At 68.5% G+C, this 18319-nt stretch carries 14 protein-coding genes and 1 pseudogene; 11 read left to right on the top strand and 4 right to left on the bottom strand.

The features are described 5' to 3' along the window. The first annotated feature begins 33 nt into the window (after positions 1 to 33). Together speB and KBY32_RS22360 are read left to right on the top strand one after the other, a co-directional pair. Positions 34 to 1014: an agmatinase gene (speB, locus tag KBY32_RS22365; RefSeq protein WP_210981354.1), complete on the top strand. Its 981-nt coding sequence runs from the start codon at positions 34 to 36 to the stop codon at positions 1012 to 1014. Then, positions 1011 to 2699, top strand: coding sequence for a thiamine pyrophosphate-binding protein (locus tag KBY32_RS22360; protein ID WP_210981353.1), 1689 nt, complete (start codon positions 1011 to 1013; stop codon positions 2697 to 2699). Before speB ends, KBY32_RS22360 begins: the two co-directional genes overlap by 4 nt. Here KBY32_RS22360 and KBY32_RS22355 read toward each other — a convergent pair. Further along, positions 2689 to 2940 (bottom strand): hypothetical protein, encoded by a 252-nt coding sequence (locus tag KBY32_RS22355; protein ID WP_107905545.1) that lies wholly within the window; start codon positions 2938 to 2940, stop codon positions 2689 to 2691. The two genes, KBY32_RS22360 and KBY32_RS22355, sit on opposite strands and share 11 nt — an antisense overlap. A gap of 217 nt (positions 2941 to 3157) precedes the next feature. On the opposite strand from KBY32_RS22355, the gene KBY32_RS22350 reads away from it, so the two are divergent. The 4 genes from KBY32_RS22350 (at position 3158) to KBY32_RS22335 (ending at position 9028) form a co-directional block, all read left to right on the top strand. Beyond that, complete coding sequence (locus KBY32_RS22350) at positions 3158 to 4435, top strand: ATP/GTP-binding protein (RefSeq protein WP_210981352.1); 1278 nt, start codon at positions 3158 to 3160, stop codon at positions 4433 to 4435. Next, entirely contained in the window at positions 4435 to 5115 is a 681-nt protein-coding gene (locus KBY32_RS22345; RefSeq protein WP_210981351.1) for an RloB family protein, read from the top strand. The genes KBY32_RS22350 and KBY32_RS22345 overlap by 1 nt, the downstream gene beginning before the upstream one ends. A 102-nt stretch (positions 5116 to 5217) precedes the next feature. Beyond that, positions 5218 to 7839, top strand: a complete 2622-nt coding sequence (locus KBY32_RS22340) for a class I SAM-dependent DNA methyltransferase (protein ID WP_210981350.1) — start codon at positions 5218 to 5220, stop codon at positions 7837 to 7839. Beyond that, positions 7727 to 9028, top strand: a complete 1302-nt coding sequence (locus KBY32_RS22335; protein ID WP_308293773.1) for a restriction endonuclease subunit S — start codon at positions 7727 to 7729, stop codon at positions 9026 to 9028. The genes KBY32_RS22340 and KBY32_RS22335 overlap by 113 nt, the downstream gene beginning before the upstream one ends. A 56-nt stretch (positions 9029 to 9084) precedes the next feature. Here KBY32_RS22335 and KBY32_RS22330 read toward each other — a convergent pair. Both KBY32_RS22330 and KBY32_RS22325 read right to left on the bottom strand, forming a co-directional pair. Next, positions 9085 to 9303: pseudogene (locus tag KBY32_RS22330) on the bottom strand (DUF397 domain-containing protein); the annotation flags it as partial. Between the two features lie 60 nt (positions 9304 to 9363). Next, positions 9364 to 10713 carry a tol-pal system YbgF family protein gene (locus tag KBY32_RS22325; protein ID WP_210981348.1) on the bottom strand — a complete coding sequence of 450 codons (1350 nt, stop codon included), beginning with the start codon at positions 10711 to 10713 and terminating at the stop codon, positions 9364 to 9366. A gap of 207 nt (positions 10714 to 10920) precedes the next feature. Between KBY32_RS22325 and KBY32_RS22320 the strand changes: the two genes are divergently transcribed. From KBY32_RS22320 to KBY32_RS22305, 4 genes are all read left to right on the top strand, one after another. Beyond that, positions 10921 to 11274, top strand: a complete 354-nt coding sequence (locus KBY32_RS22320; protein WP_308293772.1) for a hypothetical protein — start codon at positions 10921 to 10923, stop codon at positions 11272 to 11274. Continuing rightward, positions 11271 to 11624, top strand: a complete 354-nt coding sequence (locus tag KBY32_RS22315) for a hypothetical protein (RefSeq protein WP_210981346.1) — start codon at positions 11271 to 11273, stop codon at positions 11622 to 11624. Before KBY32_RS22320 ends, KBY32_RS22315 begins: the two co-directional genes overlap by 4 nt. A gap of 160 nt (positions 11625 to 11784) precedes the next feature. Next, a complete protein-coding gene (locus KBY32_RS22310) occupies positions 11785 to 15357 on the top strand; it encodes a type I restriction endonuclease (RefSeq protein ID WP_210981345.1) in 3573 nt (1190 codons plus the stop codon). A gap of 4 nt (positions 15358 to 15361) precedes the next feature. After that, entirely contained in the window at positions 15362 to 16144 is a 783-nt protein-coding gene (locus KBY32_RS22305; protein WP_308293771.1) for a SprT family zinc-dependent metalloprotease, read from the top strand. Positions 16145 to 16332: 188 nt separating this feature from the next. Here KBY32_RS22305 and KBY32_RS22300 read toward each other — a convergent pair whose 3' ends face one another. Further along, the gene (locus tag KBY32_RS22300; protein WP_210981343.1) at positions 16333 to 17139 is read right to left on the bottom strand and encodes an endonuclease I family protein; all 807 of its coding nucleotides are present in this window, start codon (positions 17137 to 17139) and stop codon (positions 16333 to 16335) included. 214 nt (positions 17140 to 17353) lie between these two features. On the opposite strand from KBY32_RS22300, the gene KBY32_RS22295 reads away from it, so the two are divergent. Further along, on the top strand, positions 17354 to 18229 hold the full coding sequence (locus KBY32_RS22295; protein WP_210981342.1) for a serine hydrolase: 876 nt from the start codon (positions 17354 to 17356) through the stop codon (positions 18227 to 18229). The last annotated feature ends 90 nt before the right edge of the window (positions 18230 to 18319 follow it).

Below are 18319 nucleotides of genomic sequence, written 5' to 3'. Positions count from 1 at the left end.
CGCCATGCAGCGTAGGAAAGAAGGCATTTCCCCATGACCAGCAACGAGACGCCCCGCGGCCCCGTCGACTCCTCCCGCGTCCCGCGGTACGCGGGCCCCGCGACCTTCGCCCGGCTTCCGCGCCTCGACGAGGTCGGCCGCGCCGACGTCGCCGTGGTTGGTGTGCCGTTCGACTCGGGCGTCTCGTACCGGCCGGGCGCCCGCTTCGGCGGCAACGCCATCCGCGAGGCGTCCCGGCTGCTGCGTCCCTACAACCCCGCGCAGGACGCCTCCCCGTTCGCCCTCGCGCAGGTCGCGGACGGCGGCGACATCGCCGTGAACCCGTTCAACATCAACGAGGCCGTCGACACCATCGAGGCCGCCGCCGACGACCTCCTCGGCACCGGCGCCCGTCTGATGACCCTCGGCGGCGACCACACCATCGCGCTGCCGCTCCTCCGGAGCGTGGCGAAGAAGCACGGCCCGGTCGCCCTGCTCCACTTCGATGCGCACCTGGACACCTGGGACACGTACTTCGGTGCCGAGTACACCCACGGCACCCCGTTCCGCCGGGCCGTCGAGGAGGGCATCCTCGACACCTCCGCCCTCTCCCACGTCGGTACCCGCGGCCCGCTCTACGGCAAGCAGGACCTCACCGACGACGAGAAGATGGGCTTCGGCATCGTCACCTCCGCGGACGTCTACCGCCGTGGCGCCGACGAGGTCGCCGACCAGCTCCGCCAGCGCATCGGCGACCGCCCGCTGTACGTCTCCATCGACATCGACTGCCTCGACCCGGCCCACGCGCCCGGCACCGGCACCCCCGAGGCGGGCGGCATGACCTCCCGCGAGCTGCTGGAGATCCTGCGCGGCCTGGCATCCTGCAACCTGGTGTCGGCCGACGTCGTCGAGGTGGCCCCCGCGTACGACCACGCGGAGATCACGTCGGTGGCCGCGTCCCACACGGCCTACGAACTGACCACGATCATGTCCCGCCAGATCGCGGCGGCGCGCAAGGAGGACGAGGGCAAGTGACCCACGACCACGACCTGGTACTCCGTCCGACGCAGGAGCAGATCACCGCCGCCCTGAACCCGCCGGCCGGCCGCAACGGCGGGGACCTGGTCGTGGAGACGCTGGCCGGGCTCGGCGCGACGACCGTGTTCGGGCTGCCCGGCCAGCACGCGCTCGGCATGTTCGACGCGCTGCGCCGCAGCGACCTGCGCTATGTCGGGCTGCGCGTGGAGAACAACGCCGGGTTCGCCGCCGACGCCTACGGCCGGATCACCGGCGAGGCGGCCCCGCTGCTGCTGTCGACGGGACCGGGCGCGCTGACCTCGCTCGCCGCGCTCCAGGAGGCGGCGGCCGCCTCGGCCCCGGTGCTGGCGATCAGCAGCCAGATCCCGACGGCGGGCCTCGGTGGCGGCCGCCACGGCTATCTGCACGAACTGCCCGACCAGGCGGCCTCGTTCCGGGGCGTCGTGAAGTCGGTCCACACCGTGCGCACCCAGTCCCAGATCCCCTCCGCGATCGAGGCGGCCTGGAAGTCCGCGCTGACCGCCCCGCACGGCCCGGTGTGGGTGGAGATCCCGCAGGACGTGCTGCTCGCGGAGACGTCGATCCCGGTCGTTACCGGCGGCGACGCCTTCCCCGAGGAAGTGGTGCCGCGCCCCGAACTGACGGCGGTGGCGGCCCACTTGCTGTCCGGCGCCGAGCGCCCGGCGATCATCGCGGGCGGCGGAGTGGTCCGCGCCGACGCCTCCGGGAAGCTGCTCCAGCTGGCGGAGACCCTTCGGGCGCCGGTCGTCACCACCCCCGGCGGCAAGGGCGCGTTCCCCTGGGAGCACCCGCTGTCGCTCCAGTCGTGGATCGAGGACCGGCACACCACCGACTTCCTGGAGGACGCCGACGTCCTGCTGGTCGTCGGCTCCGGCCTCGGCGAACTCTCCTCGAACTACCACACGTTCAGGCCGCGCGGCCGGGTCGTGCAGATCGAGGCCGACCTCGGCAAGCTGGAGTCCAACCACCCGGCGCTGGGCATCCACGCGGACGCGCGCCTGGCACTGCAGGCGCTCCTGGAGACCGTGGCCGAGCGGCAGGACGAGAGCGCCCCCGAGCGGGTGCGCGAGGTGCTCGACAAGGTCGCCGCCCGGATCGCCGACCAGGAACTCACCCTGGAGCAGGAGGTGCTGGCGTCCGTGCGCCGGGCGCTGCCCGCCGACTCCCCGTCCTTCTGGGACATGACGATCCTGGCGTACTGGGCCTGGTCGGCGTTCGACGCCAAGGGCCCCAACCGGATGCACTCCGCCCAGGGCGCCGGCGGCCTCGGTTACGGCTTCCCGGCGGCGCTCGGCGCGGCGGCCGCCGACCCGACCCGCCCGGTGCTCGCGGTGTCCGGCGACGGCGGCGCGCTCTACTCGATCGCCGAGCTCGCCACGGCCCGGCAGTACGGGCTGGGCGTCACCTGGCTGATCGTCGACGACGGCGGCTACGGCATCCTGCGCGAGTACATGAACGACGCCTTCGGTGAGGCCACGGCGACCGAACTGACGCGTCCGGACTATGTGGCGCTCGCCGAGTCCTTCGGCGTCCCCGGGGTCAGGACGACCCCGGAGACCCTGGAGGCGGACCTGGCCAAGGCCCTGTCCGAGCCCGGCCCCTCGGTGGTCGTGCTCCCGGCGCTGCTGCGCATGTTCGCCCCGACGCACCTCACGGCGTGAGGGCAGGCGCGGCGGCCCGGTCGTGCATCTCGTCGTGGTCGCGGTTGTGGCAGGCGTCGTCCACGGCGGGGCCGGTCAGCGGCAGGGCCCAGGGGACGAGCGCGAGTGTCTCCTTGCAGAGGCCGAAACCGGAGTAGCCGGCGATGCTGATGCGGCCTCGGTCGCCGTCGTCGGCGTGGGCCGGGGCGGCGAGAACGAGGGCTGCCATGGTGAGCGCGGCGAGCGCGCTGATCTTCTTCATGACCGGGTCAACGGCGTCGGATCGGCGCAGGTAACTCGGCTGCACAGGTGGTGTGCCCGGTGGCCTACCAGATCGCCTCGACTCACCCGGGCTTGAGCTGATCACCCGATCGGCTGTTCGCGTTGACCTTGACGGGATAGGTTCCGTGAGGTCGCTGAGTCCCGGCCGGGCCGATGTCAGATGCGGCCATTACTCTGAGCCCGGAGAGGAGGACAGTGTGCTGCTGCGGTTCCGCGTCGCGAACGTACGGTCCCTGCGAGACGAGCAGGAGCTGTCCTTCGTCGCGTCTGGCGACGAACCGGGCGGGTCGGCGAATCCGATGGATCTCGCGGGCGGCGGATCCATCTCCGTCCTCCCGCTGATCGGCATTTTCGGGGCCAACGCCTCTGGTAAGTCGAACGTGCTGACCGCGATGACGGACATGCGCAACGCGGTCCTCAACTCCTACGCGCACTGGGCCTCTTACGACGGCATCCCGCGCCAGGTCTTCGCCCTGGACCCCAAGAGCGAGAGCGAACCCTCCTTCTTCGAGGTCGATGTCGTCATCGACGAGGTCCGCTGGACGTACGGCTTCGAGCTCGGAGCCACCCGCGTCGAGTCCGAATGGCTGCACAGCTACCCACGTGGTCACCGTCAGGAATGGCTCGACCGTGACGCCTCCCGGCCGGATGTCTTCAAGTGGCCCGGTGGACGCGTCAGGGACCGGTCCCAGCTCGTACGGCGTACGCGGCCGAACGCACTGCTTCTCTCCACCGCCGGCACGGACAACCACCCGCAGCTCTCCCCGCTGTTCCACTGGTTCCGCCGCAACTTCTGGATGATCAACCCGGAGGTTGAGCGGGACGAGCGCGCGCGGTACACCACGAAGGAACTGTCCGGTCCGAGGGCCGCCAGGATCCAGGAGCTGCTGAGGGTCGCAGACCTCGGCATCACCGGAGCGACGGTCGTCCAGGAGCGTCCGGGCCGGGACACGGTGAAGCTGACGCACCACTCGGCTGCCGGGGACGTCTCCTTCGACTGGCAGGAGGAGTCCTACGGCACCCGGTCCTGGTACGCCCTTCTGGGCCCACTGCTCCTCGCCCTCGACGAAGGCGCGGTCCTTCTCGTCGACGAACTCGACGCCAGCCTGCACTCCCGCTTCGCGGCCGAGGTCGTCCGGCTCTTCCACGACCCGTACGCGAACCCCAAGGGCGCCCAACTGGTCTTCACGTCGCACGACGCGACGGTGCTCACCACCCCGAGCGGCGAGCGGCTCCTCGACCCGGCGCAGGTGTGGCTGACGGAGAAGGACAAGGGCGGGGCGACCGCGCTGTATCCGCTCACCGACGCCGAGCCGGGCGAGGACGAGGACCTCACGCAGTCCTATCTCGCGGGGGCCTTCGGCGGGGTTCCGGCACTCCTGGAGGGGCAGATCGCGCGGCGGCTGCTGGTGGCGCGCGAGGCCGGCACGTACGACGAGACAGGCGAGCGAGCGGACGGGGCGGGGCGCGACTGATGGGGCGGGCGCAGAAGGGCAAGGACTCGTGGGAGCGTCCGGCCCGACGGGGCGGACAGCGCAAGCGCCAGGTTTTCATCTTCACCGAGGGCAAGGTGACCGAGCCCTCGTATCTCGACATCCTCAAGGACCAGGGCGTCCCCATCGTCGGCGAGGTCCCGGTGGAGATGCACATCGCCAACCGCAGGGCCGACAGCGGACGCAAGCCGCTCGACTTAGTCGAGCAGGCGATCAGGCTGAAGCGTGAAGAGGACCGCAAGGCGAAGCGGGCCAAACTGGAGGAGAAGTACCTGCCCCAGGTCTGGTGCCTCTTCGACCACGACAACTACAAGTACGTCCGCGACGCACTGGACCAGGCGGAGAAGACGGGCATCGGCGTCGCCTTCTCACATCCGTGCTTCGAGGTGTGGCGCCTCGCCCACTACAAGCCGGTCAGCGGCTCGTTCGCCGGGGTGTGTGACGGGGCGGCCGGGCGGCTCCCGTTCCCGCGGGGCTCCCAGGATGCCAAGACTCCCAAGGTCGTCCTGCCGCACCAGATCCTGGGGAGCTACAAGACGGCCCGGAAGAACGCCGAGCGGATGAACGGCCAGCATCCGGCCCATGTGGGCAAGTGGGACAGGGACCCTTACACGGACGTACACGAGTTCGTGGAGAAGGGGCTGCACATCGACAGCTACTGACCTTTCTCGGCCATGATCATGCGTTGATTTCGGTATGACCCGAGCGGGGTCATAGGGTCTCTCCGTCATCTCAGGTCGGGTCGGTCGTAGGGAGTCTCGTACGTGGCCAAGCTCACGCTCGCCCAGTTGGAACGGCATCTGTGGGCCGCAGCGGACATTCTCCGCGGCTCGATGGACGCTTCCGAGTACAAGGACTACATCTTCGGGCTGCTCTTCCTGAAGCGGGCCAACGACGAGTTCGAGGCGGCCAGGGACAGGCTCAGGCAGTACGCCGTAGAGGAGCTGAAGCTCGCCGACGAGGACCTTCCCGGCTACCTGGAGCAGCCGGGCCCGTACCGCAAGCGCGATGTGCTGTACGTGCCGGAAGATGCTCGCTGGGCCAAGGTCTCCGCCACCCCCTACAACATCAATGAGAAGGCGTTGCGTCCCGCGCTACAAGCGCTTGAGGGACAGAATGCCAAGCTCAAGGGCCTCTTCGACCACCTCGACTTCAACCGCATCGGTGGTTCAGGCGCTGCGTCGGGGGCGGCGAAGCTGGCCGACCAGCGCCTGAAACTCCTCATCGCGCACTTCGGGCGGATCCGGCTGCGCACGGAGGACTTCGAGTTCCCCGACCTGATCGGTGCCGCGTACGAGTACCTGATCAAGGAGTTTGCGGACTCGGCCGGACGCAAGGGCGGCGAGTTCTACACCCCGCGCGCCGTGGTCCGCATGATGGTCGAACTCCTCGCTCCCACCGAGAACATGAGGATCTACGACCCGTGCGTCGGCTCGGGCGGCATGTTGATCCACGCGGCGGAGTACGTGGAGGAGCACGGCGGCGACACGTCGTCGATGTTCTTCGCCGGGCAGGACGCCAACTCCGGCTCCTGGATCATGTCGACGATGAACATGGTCCTGCACGGGGTGCGCCGCTTCGACCTGGCCACCGGGGACACGCTCTCGCAGCCGGCGCACGTCCCGCGCTCGGACGAGGACCGGTTCGACGGGGTGCTCAGCAACCCCCCGTTCTCCCTGGACTACACCCTCGCGGACCTGGCGCACCCGGCGGAGCGTGCCAAGTACGGGGCGACGAGCGAGCGCGGCAAGGCCGACCTGATGTTCCTCCAGCACATGCTGTGGGAGGCCAAGCGGGAGGGCGCTCGCGGCGGCATGGTGATCACGGTCATGCCACACGGCGTGCTGTTCCGGGGTGGCGGTGAGCAGGCCATCCGTACGGAGCTGCTGAAGAAGGACGCCATCGAGGCGGTCATCGGCCTCGCGCCGAACCTCTTCTACGGGACCGGCATCCCGGCCTGCATCCTGGTGCTCCGCCCGCCGGGCCGGAAGGACCGGGCGCGGGAGGGCAAGGTGCTGTTCATCAACGCCGACCGCGAGTTCCACGCGGAGCGGGCGCAGAACATCCTGCTCCCCGAGCACGCCGAGAAGATCGTCTCGACGTTCCACGCGTACGAGGAGGTGCCCGGGTTCTCGCGGATCGTGACCCGTGAGGAACTCGCCGCCAACGACGACAACCTCAACATCCGCCGGTACGTGGACAACACGCCGCCGCCCGAGCCGCAGGACGTGCGTGCACACCTGGTGGGCGGGGTACCGCGCGCGGAGATCGAGGCGAAAAAGCCGCTGCTCGACTCGTACGGGATCGGGGTGACCGACCTGTTCGTGGAGCGGGAGCCGACGGACCCAGCGTACGTCGACTTCCGCGACGAGGCGGCGGGCGGTCGTCCCGACCTGAGCGAGCTGGCCCGACCCCGGGAGGAGGAACTGCGGGCGGAGTTCGGCAAGTGGTGGGAGGAGGAGGCCGCCCGCCGACTGGAGGCGGTGGCGGCCACCCCTGAGACTCTTGCTTTCTCCACGTCCTCCGAGCGCAAGGCCGCGTTGATGGCGGTGCGGAGACAGCTGATGAAGTCGTTCGGAGAACGGCTGGGCCGGGTCGGGCTGCTGGACAGGTACGCGTTGGCGGGTGCGGTCGCGGGGTGGTGGTACGACGCCAAGTACGACCTGCTCGCGCTGTCGGAGAACGGGTTCGGGGGCGTCGTCGACGGGTGGGTCGAGAACGTCGACACGTTGCTCTCGCCCGAACAGGACGCGCGGACGAAGAAGCGGCGTACGCGGACGGCAGCGGAGCGGCGTCAGGCGTACGACCACAAGGTGGTCGCCGCGATCACTCCGCGGTTCCTGGAGGAGCTGGCGGAGGCAGACGCGCGGAAGGCGGAGGGGGACGCGCGGTTCAAGGAGCTGAGTGCGCGGCTTTCCGGGGGTGGAGCGGAAGCGGAGGCCGACGGGGACCAGGTCGATGGTGAGGCCGACTCGGAGGAAGTTGTCCTGAGTGTCGAGGAGGTGGCCGAACTGACGACTGAACTAGCGCGGGTGAAGAAAGCGCGCAAGAAGGCGGGCGCGGACATCAAACGCCTTGAGACGGACTTCCACCGGCACCCGTACCCGAGCGATACGCCGACGCTGGGGGAGGAGCCGCCGCGGTTGTTCCGGGCGCGGGAGGAGTTGGATGCGGAGGGGGAGCGCCGGGTGGTGCTTGACCTGTTGCGGGACGACCTGGCGGCGAAGCTGGACGGGCATGTATTGCGGTGGCAGCGGGAGCTGGCGGCGTCTTATGAGACGTGGGAGCAGAAGTACGCTGTTTCATTGCGGGAGATTCGGGCGGGGCGCGAAGGCGCAGCGGGAAGACTGGACGGGTTTCTTGGGGAGTTGGGTTATGTCGGGTGAGTGGCCGCTTCGGCGGCTAACTGATGTTGTGAGCCTCCCCACAGGACAGGTGAGCCCTTTGCGGGCTCCTTACAAGAGGCAAGTTCTGCTTGCGCCGGATCATATAGAGTCTGGCACCGGGGAGATCCGTAAGCGGGAAACTGCTGAATCGCAGGGGGCGGTGAGCGGAAAGTATGTTGTCCATCCAGGTGACGTTGTGTTCAGCAAGATCAGGCCTGCGCTGCGGAAAGTTGCCCTCGCTGACTTCACTGGGATTTGCTCCGCCGACATGTATCCCCTGAGGCCAGGGGAGGATGTGATTGGGGGTTTCGTCAAGGCTGTTCTTCTAGGGGAAGATTTTTCGCGGTATGTGGAGAATCTTTCGGGGCGTACAGGTATTCCCAAGGTGAATAGGCAGGACTTGGCGGGCTTCTGGTTCCCGGTTCCTCCGGTTGAAGAACAGCAGCGGATCATTGAGGTGATCGGCAGTGTCACGGAGTTGGAGCGCGGAATCGAGGCGTCGATCGCCAAGTTCCACAAATTGCGCAAGGCATCTCTACTTGCTTCCATGAAGTCCGTAGAAAGTGATCAGCCAGCGGCAGGTTGGGCTCGCGTGCCGTTGAAAAGTATTGTTCCATCGGCTGAGTATGGAATCTCTGCAGCCCTCGACGGGGATGCCCGCGGCGTACCAGTGCTGCGTATGAACAATATTCAGGGCGCCAGGTTCGATGTGGATGATCTGCGATATTGTCCGGTTCCGGTTCCTTCGAAGTTCTTTCTCAGGTGTGGAGACGTCCTGTTTAACAGGACGAACAGTATGGAACATATTGGCAAGGCGGCCATGTGGCGTGATGAACTGCCGAGCGCGACCTTCGCGTCGTATTTGGTTCGCCTTGTCCCGGACCTGCAACGTGTGACACCGGAGTACCTTGTCGAATGGCTGATGCACCCTCTCGTTCGCCAACGGGTGCGGTCGACTTCGACGGTTGCCGTGCAGCAGGTAAACGTCAATCCAACCCGCTTGAGGGAGTTGGAGATTGATCTCCCGGTCGATTTGGCTGAACAGCGTCGCATCGTAGCCACGTTGGAGGCCTGTGACGAGCAGATCGGGCGTGAGGAAGAGGAGCTGAACAAGCTCCGTGAGCTCAAGCAAGGGCTCGTGGGCGATTTGCTGTCGGGGCGGGTCACAACCTCTGGCGTGGTGGCCTGAGAGACCGGTATGCCCAAAGGATGCGGACCGGGATGGATCGTGGCGGTGAACGGTCCGGCGGTCAGATGGCCGTCCTCGACTGCTGTGACGAACGATGTCCAGCCGGCCGACTGGAAGACCAGCGCAGGTCCCTGAGGGACCTTGGAGTCGCGGACTGGGACGCCGCTCGGGTAGCCGTCCAGCACCTCGATGCAGCTGCCGCCTTCCCTGCCGCTGTACGTCGACTTGCGCCAGCCGTTCAGCACGGCAGCGTTCAGGAGGGCTCGGTCAACCAGGGGGTTCGCACTTCTCCGCTGTTTTGCGGTGAAATGCGCCGCTACCGGGGTCTGCGAACATCACGCAGCCTTGGCCGAGGCCACATCGCGCGCACGGCGTGCAAGTTCACGTACAGGACGGGCGGTTGAGTGCCGACGCAGTTCCGTGCTCATCGTGCGGAAGTGGTCGTCACCTCGGTTCGACGAGACGTGTTCGTACTCGTCCAGGAAGCGTGACCAGCTCTCGCAGGCCGCGTCCAGGTGACCGACGCGTAGCTGACGTTGTGCGAGCAGGGCGTAGGCGTGCACGCGGCCCTGGCGTTCCTGTTTCGGCTGGAGACGGATCGACTGTTTCAGAGCTTTGATTGAGCCCGCGAAATCCTTCTCCTCGTACAGCACGTGGGAGACGTGGAAGAGGTAGGCGGTCTGGTCGTAGCCGCCGATCGCGTCCCTGTGGTTGTCCGCCTTCGCCAGCGCCTGCTCCGCCTCCTTCAGGCGGGTGTGCGCTTGTTGCTTCAGGCCCACCATGGACGCGGAGTGGGCCTGCTGGCCGCGTAGGAACGCCACGAGACGCGGGCCCGCAGAGGGGGCTGCTTCTGCTGCGGAATCCGCGAGTTCCAGGGCCTTGGGCCCGTACCCCAGGTTGGAGGCCTGGAGGGACATGCCGCGCAGGGTCCTGCAGTAGGTGACGTGGTCTTCCGCCTCGCGTGCCAGGCCGAGGGCTTGGACGTAGTAGCGCTGTCCGAGGCCGTGAGCCTTCTCGTACATGGCCATCCAGCCGGTCAGGTAGGTGAGGTCTGACGCGGCGGCCAGCATGTCCTTGCGGACGGATTCCGTGGCCTGTGCCTGGAGCCAGGGGCCGACGGTGTTGACGAGAAACGCGGACGCCATGGGCATCGCGTGCCCGGCGCCGAGTTCGTCGAGGATGTCCGCGATCCGGTCGGTCATGGTGCGGATCGACTGCACCTGTGAAGAGCTGATACGGACCGTCCTCTTGCCAGGAGTCACGGATTCGGCCGCCGCTCGCGCGGGGTGGGTGAACGCAGGTACTGACAGCGCGGCAGAGAAGACCGTGGCGGCCAGCAGGCTGCGGCGGGACGGATCCATTGTTGCCCTTCCGAGGTCGATCAACTCCTCGACAGTGTCGGCGCTTTGGGGGTCCATGAGTGATGGCGCCGGCTCCAGGCCGGCTTCCGCGTGGGTGACGGGTCGTCCCAGCCGTGCCGAGAGAGCCTCGACGATCAGCGCTCTGACCTGCGGTTTCGGCTGGACCCCGGCAATCCAGTGCGCGACCGCGGTGCGGTCGTACGTAAGGTCGAGTCCTGCCTGAGGGCCGAGGCGGTTCACCTGCTGCGCGAGCTGGGTCCTGGTCCATCGTGCCTGGTCAAGCAGGTTGTCCAGGGCGCGGTTGGGGGTGCGCTTCCGTGCCATGTCCTCAACTCCCGACGGCTTGCATGGTGTTCATCGACGGCGTTCACGGCGTTCACGGTCCCACCGTCTTCCAACGGTACCTGCGGAGGGTGTCCGAGCGGTTACCTCTTGCACAGGCGCCGAGTGATCTCGGCCGAAAGCAAGGACCCCCGCGACCGCTTGCGACGGCCCGGGGGCATGGCCCTCAACCACTCTGGAGTTGAGAACGTGTTGCACCATATCGCTCGCCTCGTGGCGCTGCTGCTGCGGCTACTCTGGCCCGCCTCCGGACGGCGCAGGCTCTCCGTCGGCGCAGGGGAACTACATGCCCCCGTACAGGCCTCCCCCGCGGCACCCGGCCGCCACCTCTCCCCGCACGAAGCCCTCATCCGTGGCGAGGACTCTCCGCTGGTCCGCCCCTACCTCCTTGCCCACGAACAGCGTGCGCAGGCCAGGCAGCAGCGCGCCTGTCGTCGAACTCTCTGGCTCGCCGTGCACGGCATCGACGTAGGGCCACGGCACATCCACGGTGTGGAGGTCGGCTCGCGCCGGACCCGGGGCAACGAGGTGGCCGCCGCATGATCTACAAGAGCCACGACGCCGCACCCACAGCCATCCGCCCCCGCCTCCTCCCCTGGTCCAACCCCGACGGCAACCCCTGCTACCTCGTCGCCGACGCCTCCGGTACCGGTCCCCTCTCCCGTGTCGCCGACAACGTCGAGGCCGTCCAGCTCGGCATGGCCGGCGACCTTCTCGACCATGCCGCCGATCTCCTTGACGACGCCAAAGTCACCGCGCCTCAACTCCGGTTCCTGGCAGCCCGATTGACCGAATCTCTGCACGACGTGCACCGCGTCGCTCGCAGCCGGGGCGCCCGCCTCCCCGTCCCGGACGATGACGGCGAAGCTCCTGAGGAGGACCCCGGCACCTGACCCACCCGCCTCCGCCGAGCGTGCGGACGTACCGGCGTAAAGCCCCCGTACGTCCGCACGATCTGCCACGTACTCCCCTGCATCCCTTTCCCTCAGCCCGCCCCCTCGGCACAGAATGGATCTCCGGGGAACGGCGGGACGTACGGAGAGGCGCGGGGCTGTGGTGGTGCAGGTCGAGCGGGACGAGGTGGAGCGGCCGTTAGTGGCCCAGCTGGAGGCCATGGGGTGGACGCACGTCCCGGGCGTGGAACTGGACACGCTCGACGCGGCCGTGCCGCTGCTCGTCGACCAGCTCGGGCCCGCGCTGCGGCGGATCAACCTCCGGGGCGGTGACGGTCAGCCCTGGATGGGTGAGGACGACATCCGGCGGGCGGTCGACGAGCTCGCCTCCCTCTCCCTCGGCAGCGGCGTCGTGCAGGCGAACCTGGCCGCCACCGACATGCTGCTCCACGGCTGGACGCTTCCCTCGCCCTCCGCAGCGCACGGCGGTCCGTCCGCCACCGTGCAGTACGTCGAGTGGCATCCGGACCTCGTCACGCGCAACACTTTCACCGTCGTCGACCAGCTCCGCGTGCGCAGCCGTTCCGGCGAGCTGTCGATACTCGACGTCGTCCTCTTCGTGAACGGCATCCCGCTCGTCGCCGTCGAGTGCAAGAACCCCGATTTCGCCGAGCCCGTCCGCAGCGCCGTGCTCGACCTCCGGCACTACGCCGGAAATCCTGTACTGGACCTCGACGCCACCGGTGCCCCGGTGCCCGCCGGGGTGCCGGAACTGTTCCGGACCGTGCAGCTTCTCGTCGCCGCGACCGGTGAGACCGCCCACCTGGGTACCGTCACCTCCGAGCCCGAGCATTTCCACCCATGGCGCAGTGTCCAACCGGAGGAGGAGAGCACGCTTCGGCGGGAGTTGCGTACCGCCGGCCTCCTCGCGGACGGCGCCGACCCGGCCGCTCCTCCGCCGCTCGGCGAGCAGCAGAAGCTCGTCGGTGTGGTCCTGCGGCCGACCGCCCTGCTCAACGTCGTACGGCACTACGTGATCCCGATGGCCGTCGAGTCGGATGCGGACGGCGGGGCGGTGCGGACCGTGAAGGCCGTCGCCCGGCATCAGCAGTACCGGGCCGCCGAGAAGGCCGTACGCAGGCTGCTGACCGGGCGGGCCCGTGCAGGGCGTGACACCGAGGACGAGCGCGGCGGTGTCATCTGGCACACGCAGGGCTCCGGCAAGTCGCTGACCATGACGTTCCTGGTGCGGCGGGTGCATCTGCACCATCGGCTCAGTGAGTTCATGGTGGTCGTGGTCACCGACCGCACCCAGTTGCAGACCCAGCTCTCCCGGACGCTGAAACTCAGCGAGTCCGATGTCGAGACGGCGAAGACCCGGACGCAGATGGAGGGGCTGCTGCGCGACGGCGGGCGGCGCGTCGTCTTCGGCATGATCCAGAAGTACGGCACAGGGTTCACCTTCGCCGGGGAGGCGGAAGGCAGCGGGGACGACCGGGACCTGACGGGAGTAAGCGCGGGCGGGAGCGAGGACGAAAGCCCCGGACCCGTACCGGACTTCCCCGAGTGCAACACCTCACCCGACATCCTCGTCCTCGTCGACGAGGCCCACCGTTCCCATACCAGCGTCCTGCACGCCGCCCTGCGCAAGGCGATCCCGAACGCCGCCAAGATCGGGTTCACGGGTACGCCCATCATCACCGGGCGCGAGGAAGACACGCGCCGGATCTTCGGGCGGGGCGACTCACCGCGGGGTTTCCTCGACGAGTACCGGATGGAGGACGCCCAGCACGACGGCGTCGTCGTCCGCATCCGCTACGAGGGACGGACGGGGGAGGGCGAGGTTCGTGACGGGGAGGTACTCGACAGGGGGTTCGACGACCTCGTCCGGGATCGCACCCTGAAGGAGCGGGCCGCACTCCTCAAGAAGTGGCCCACCGAGCGGGATGTCGCCGAGTCCGTTCCCATGATCGAGGCGAAGGCCGAGGACATGCTGGAGCACTGGGTGACCACGGTGCTGCCCGGCGGCTTCAAAGCACAGGTCGCGGCCGTCAGCCGGAAGTCGGCCGTGCAATACCACCACGCCCTGCGCAAGGCCCGTGACGAACTGCTGGCGCGGTTGGCCGAGTTCGATCCGGAGTCGGTGACGGGGACACCGCTGGAGAAGCTGTCCGCCAGACAGCGTTACCTCCACCAGGCTTACCAGTTCCGGGCGTTGCTGCGGCGGATCGACTTCGTTCCCGTCATCTCTCCTGGGGCCGGCCGCAAGCGGGGGGAATGGAGGGAGTGGACCGACGCCGGTCGCCAGGAGGCGTACACCGAGCGCTTCCAGAAGGCCTTTCCCGAGCTGGCGCCCGATCCGGAGTGGGTCGCGGTGACCCCCTTCAACCCGCCGCAGGACCCGGCCCCTCCCACCGATCCCGCCGGGGGTATGAACACTCCGTGGTCCGAGGCGGCGAACAGTGAACCGTCGCCGCTCCCCACCTCGATGCCCGACCCGGTCCATCCCGACAGCCCCATCGCGTTCCTGATCGTGAAGTCCATGCTGCTCACGGGATTCGACGCCCCGCGCGAACAAGTGCTCTACCTGGATCGGCCGATCCGGGACGCCGAGCTGCTCCAGGCCGTCGCGCGGGTCAACCGCACCTCGCCCGGCAAGGAGGTTGGTTACGTCGTCGACTACTACGGCGTCTTCGAGCACCTCTCCAGCGCACTCGCCGGGTACCGGAACGCCGACGTCACCGACACCATGCGCGATCTGTCCTACGAGGTGGACAAGCTCGGGCCCGCCGCCCAAGAGGTCCGTGACTTCCTGCAGCGCAACGGCATCGACGACGCGCAGCTCGACCAGCTCGCCAAGCTGGGGCCCGCGGCCCTCGCACTGCAACCGGAAGACCTGCGGTCCGACTTCGACGAGGTGCTGCACGCGTTCCTCGCCACCCTCGAACGCGTCCTTCCGCACGAGGACGCTTTGGACTACGTGGCGGACGCCCGGCGCTGGAGCCTCCTCCAGAAGCGGGTGCGGCGGCTGTGCCGGGACGCCGAGGGCGGCACGTTCACTCTGCGCCGGTACGGGCGCAAGGTCCGGGCGATGATCGCCGACCACCTCGAAGGGCCGGAGATCGACCAGGTCATCCCGCCGGTCTCGCTCACGGCCCTCACCTTCGATGACGCCGTGCGGCGGCTGCCGCCGCAGGAGGCGGCGGCGGAGATGGGGCACGCGCTCCGCTTTCACCTGGAGGAGCGGACGAAGCGGGAGGACCCCGCGAAATACGAGCGGCTCTCCAAGCGCCTGGAAGAGATCCTGCGCACAATGCCCGGCCGCTTCGAGGAGCAGATCGAGGAGTTCGGCCCGCTGATCGAGGAGGCCAGGCAGGAACAGGAGGAGTCCCCGGAACTCGCCGGTCTCACGCCGCTCGAACAGAGGGTGTACCGGCTGGTGGAGCAGATCCTCGAGGACACCCCCGGGATCAGGCTCGCCGGTGGCGGAGACGTCAGGCGGCTCACGGGCAAGGTGTGCGACGTGGCCACCCGGACCATGGCCAGGGCGTCGTACCAGGGACAGCACCAGGACATCAGCATGCTGGCCGGAGATCTCCAGGACGTCCTGCTCAGTAGCGATGTCCGGCCCGTGGGCGGGGACTGGGAGTCGTTGGAGAACGCGGCCGAGCGCCTGGCGTCCTTCGCGCAGAACAACCTGCGGCAGTTCCGAAACAGGGCGAGGGGAGAATAGGCGGGTGACCGCGCCGGCCGATCCTTCGACGTACTCCGCCCCCGAAGCCCTCCTCACCGTGGACGGACTGTCCCTGCGGGTACGTGCCAGCGCCCGCAGGAAACGGTTCGCCCTGACCGTCGAGACCGACGCGACCCTCACCCTGCACACCCCGGCCGGGCGCTCGACGGCCGAGGCGGAGCAGTTCGTCCGCGCGCACCGGGACTGGCTGCTGGCCAAGCGGCGGGAGCGGGAGCGCACACGCCCGCTCAGCCCTGTCAAGCAGCTCGCGGACGGAGAGGTCTTCCGCTATCTGGGGAGGACGTACCGGCTGGCCGTGTCCCGTGAAGAGGGGGCGGGTGGGGGGGTCCGGCTGATCGCGGGGCGCCTCGTCATGGGCCCGGATCTGGCGGCGGAGCCGCAGGTGGGTCGGGCGGCGCTGGTCGACTGGTACTGCCGGGCCGGCCGGAACTGGACGGGACAGCGGCTTCAGCCCTGGGCGGCCCGCATGGGGGTGACCGAGCCGGAACTCGACGTCCGGGACTTGGGGGACCGATGGGGGTCTTACCGGCCGCCGCAGGCCGGGGCGGGCGCCAAGGGACTGATGAGCCTAGGGTGGCCGCTCTTCCAGCTGCCCATGCATCTGATCGACTACGTCATCGCCCATGAACTGGCCCACGTGAAGGTGTCCGGGCACCGGGAGGACTTCTGGCGGCTGCTGCGGACCGCGCTGCCCGAGTACGAGGAGCGGCGCGCGGACCTCGACGAGTTGGGCCGACGACTCTGGATGGGGGATGTTCGGGAGTGATCCGAGGGGTCGCCGGCCTAAGGGCTGTCCCGTGATTCCCGGCGGGCGCGCGACGACAGCTACGGCACCTCGCCGCGTTGTCGGGTCGTCCGCATACATCCAGTATGCGGACGGCCCTCCGCCTTGCGATGCACCGCATCTGACGCCGCGCGCTGATCCACCGGGAATTACGGGACAGCCCTTATGGGCTACCAGATCGACTCGACCCACTCCGGGTGGTCGATGAACGGGTTCCGGTTGCCCTGGTAGGACGAGTCGATTACGTCGTTGCGGCGCTGCTCGACGGCGTCCGGCGGGTCCTCGTCGTTCCACTGCTTCAGGACGGACAGCCGCCCGTGGTACGGGACGCTGCCGTTGATGGAGTCGTTGGCCTCCAGGTCGGGCCGGCCGTCGTCGCCCTCGTAGCGGACGGCCATGTAGAGGATCATGCGGGCCACGTCGCCCTTGACGGCGTCGCGGGGCTCGAAGGAGTTCGAGTCGGTCAGGCTGCCACCGGAGTTGGTGAAGCTGCTGCCGCCGTTGTCGAAGTCCTTGTTGCCGCGCGTGGAGTTGACCTGGACGTCCTCGGCCCGCAGATGGTGCAGATCGGTGCCGGGCCCGGCCGAGGTGCCGAAGTCGCCGTGGGACTGGGCCCACACGTGCTCGCGGTTCCAGTTGCCGGTGTTGCCGCCGTTCAGCGACTTGCTGCGGGAGATGCCGCTGTAGAGCAGCTTGACGTTGTTGCTGTTGGCCGGGTCCTGGTCGGTGACCTTCAGGGCGTCCCAGACGGCCGAGTAGGAGAGCTTCGTCTGGTTGCTGATGATCCCGTGGAGGGCGGTCTTCAGCGCGGGCCCGGTCTTGCCGAGCGCGGCGGCGTAGTACGTGTCGTCGTACGCCGTCGTGGTCGCGGCGGCCGGGGCGGCGGTCAGGGCCGGGGCGGTGAGCCCGGCCAGGAGGGCGGCCGTGGTCAGGGCCACGGAGGTCCAGCGGCGGTGACGTGGGGATGTCGCCGGCATGGGGGGTCTCCTCTCGCGTGTGTCTACGCGGGTTGAGCGAAGGCGGCATCCGGAGCGTGACATGGGCATGAAGTCGTGTCGAGGTCCTCCGCGTGTCCATCAGGTGAAGGGGTGCCTCAATTCGGGATGAACGCGGGCGAGTTGCGCTCGTGTGGCGTCAACTCCGCGCCCGTACCCGTACAACCATTCCCGCGTCCTCGTTGGTCAACAGACCATGACTCACGGGACAGCGAGCGAGAACTCCAAGGGCGCCGCCGGGCGCGCGCGAGCGGTCGTCGCGGCGGGCCTCGGCGCCGGCCTCGTCATAGCGCCCCTCGCCGCCGCCGCACCGGCCGCCGCGGCGACCCCCGCCGTCAGCTGCACCTCCGCCAAGGCGGGGCTGGCCGACAAGCTGAAGCGGGACATCACCGCCGCCCTGGCCAACCGCCAGGGCACCGTCGCGGTCGGCCTCTACGACCGCTCCACGAAGACGACCTGCACGCTCCGGGCGTCCAGCGCCTTCGACTCGGCCAGCGTCGTCAAGGTCACCGTGCTGGCCACGCTGCTGTGGGACGCCAAGAAGCACAACCGCTACCTCACCGACCGTGAGGCGTCCCTCTCCAAAGCCATGATCACCAAGTCCGACAACGCGGCCACCACCACCCTGTGGAAGCAGCTCGGCATGACCAAGATCAAGGGCTTCCTCGCCGCCGCCGGCATGACCCAGACCAAGCCGGGCGCCGACGGCTACTGGGGCCTGACCCAGATCACCGTCACCGACGAGCAGAAGCTCCTCAAGCTCCTCACCGCCAAGAACAGCGTGCTCAGCGACAACTCCCGCGCCTACATCCTCAAGCTCATGGGCCAGGTCGTCTCCTCGCAGCGCTGGGGCACCCCCTACGGCGCGTCCGGCGTCTCCGTGGCCGTGAAGAACGGCTGGCTGCAGCGCGCCACCCACGGCTGGCGGGTGCACAGCGTCGGCGCCTTCAAGGGCGGCGGCCACGACTACATGATCACCGTGCTCAGCCACGGCAACAGCACCATGAACTACGGCATCACCACCATCCAGGGCGTCGCCAAGGTGATCCACAAGGACCTCAAGGCCAGCTGACCCCCCTCACGCCCCGCCGGATTGTTGCAGCGGGATGAAATCCGAGCTCACCGGCGTTGGTGCCTTCCGGTAGACCAGGACCAACGGGAG

Source organism: Streptomyces sp. RK62, from assembly GCF_018070255.1.
Taxonomy (GTDB): domain Bacteria; phylum Actinomycetota; class Actinomycetes; order Streptomycetales; family Streptomycetaceae; genus Streptomyces; species Streptomyces nigra.
Note: the sequence above shows the minus strand (reverse complement) of the source record. Positions and strands in the feature narration are given on the sequence as shown.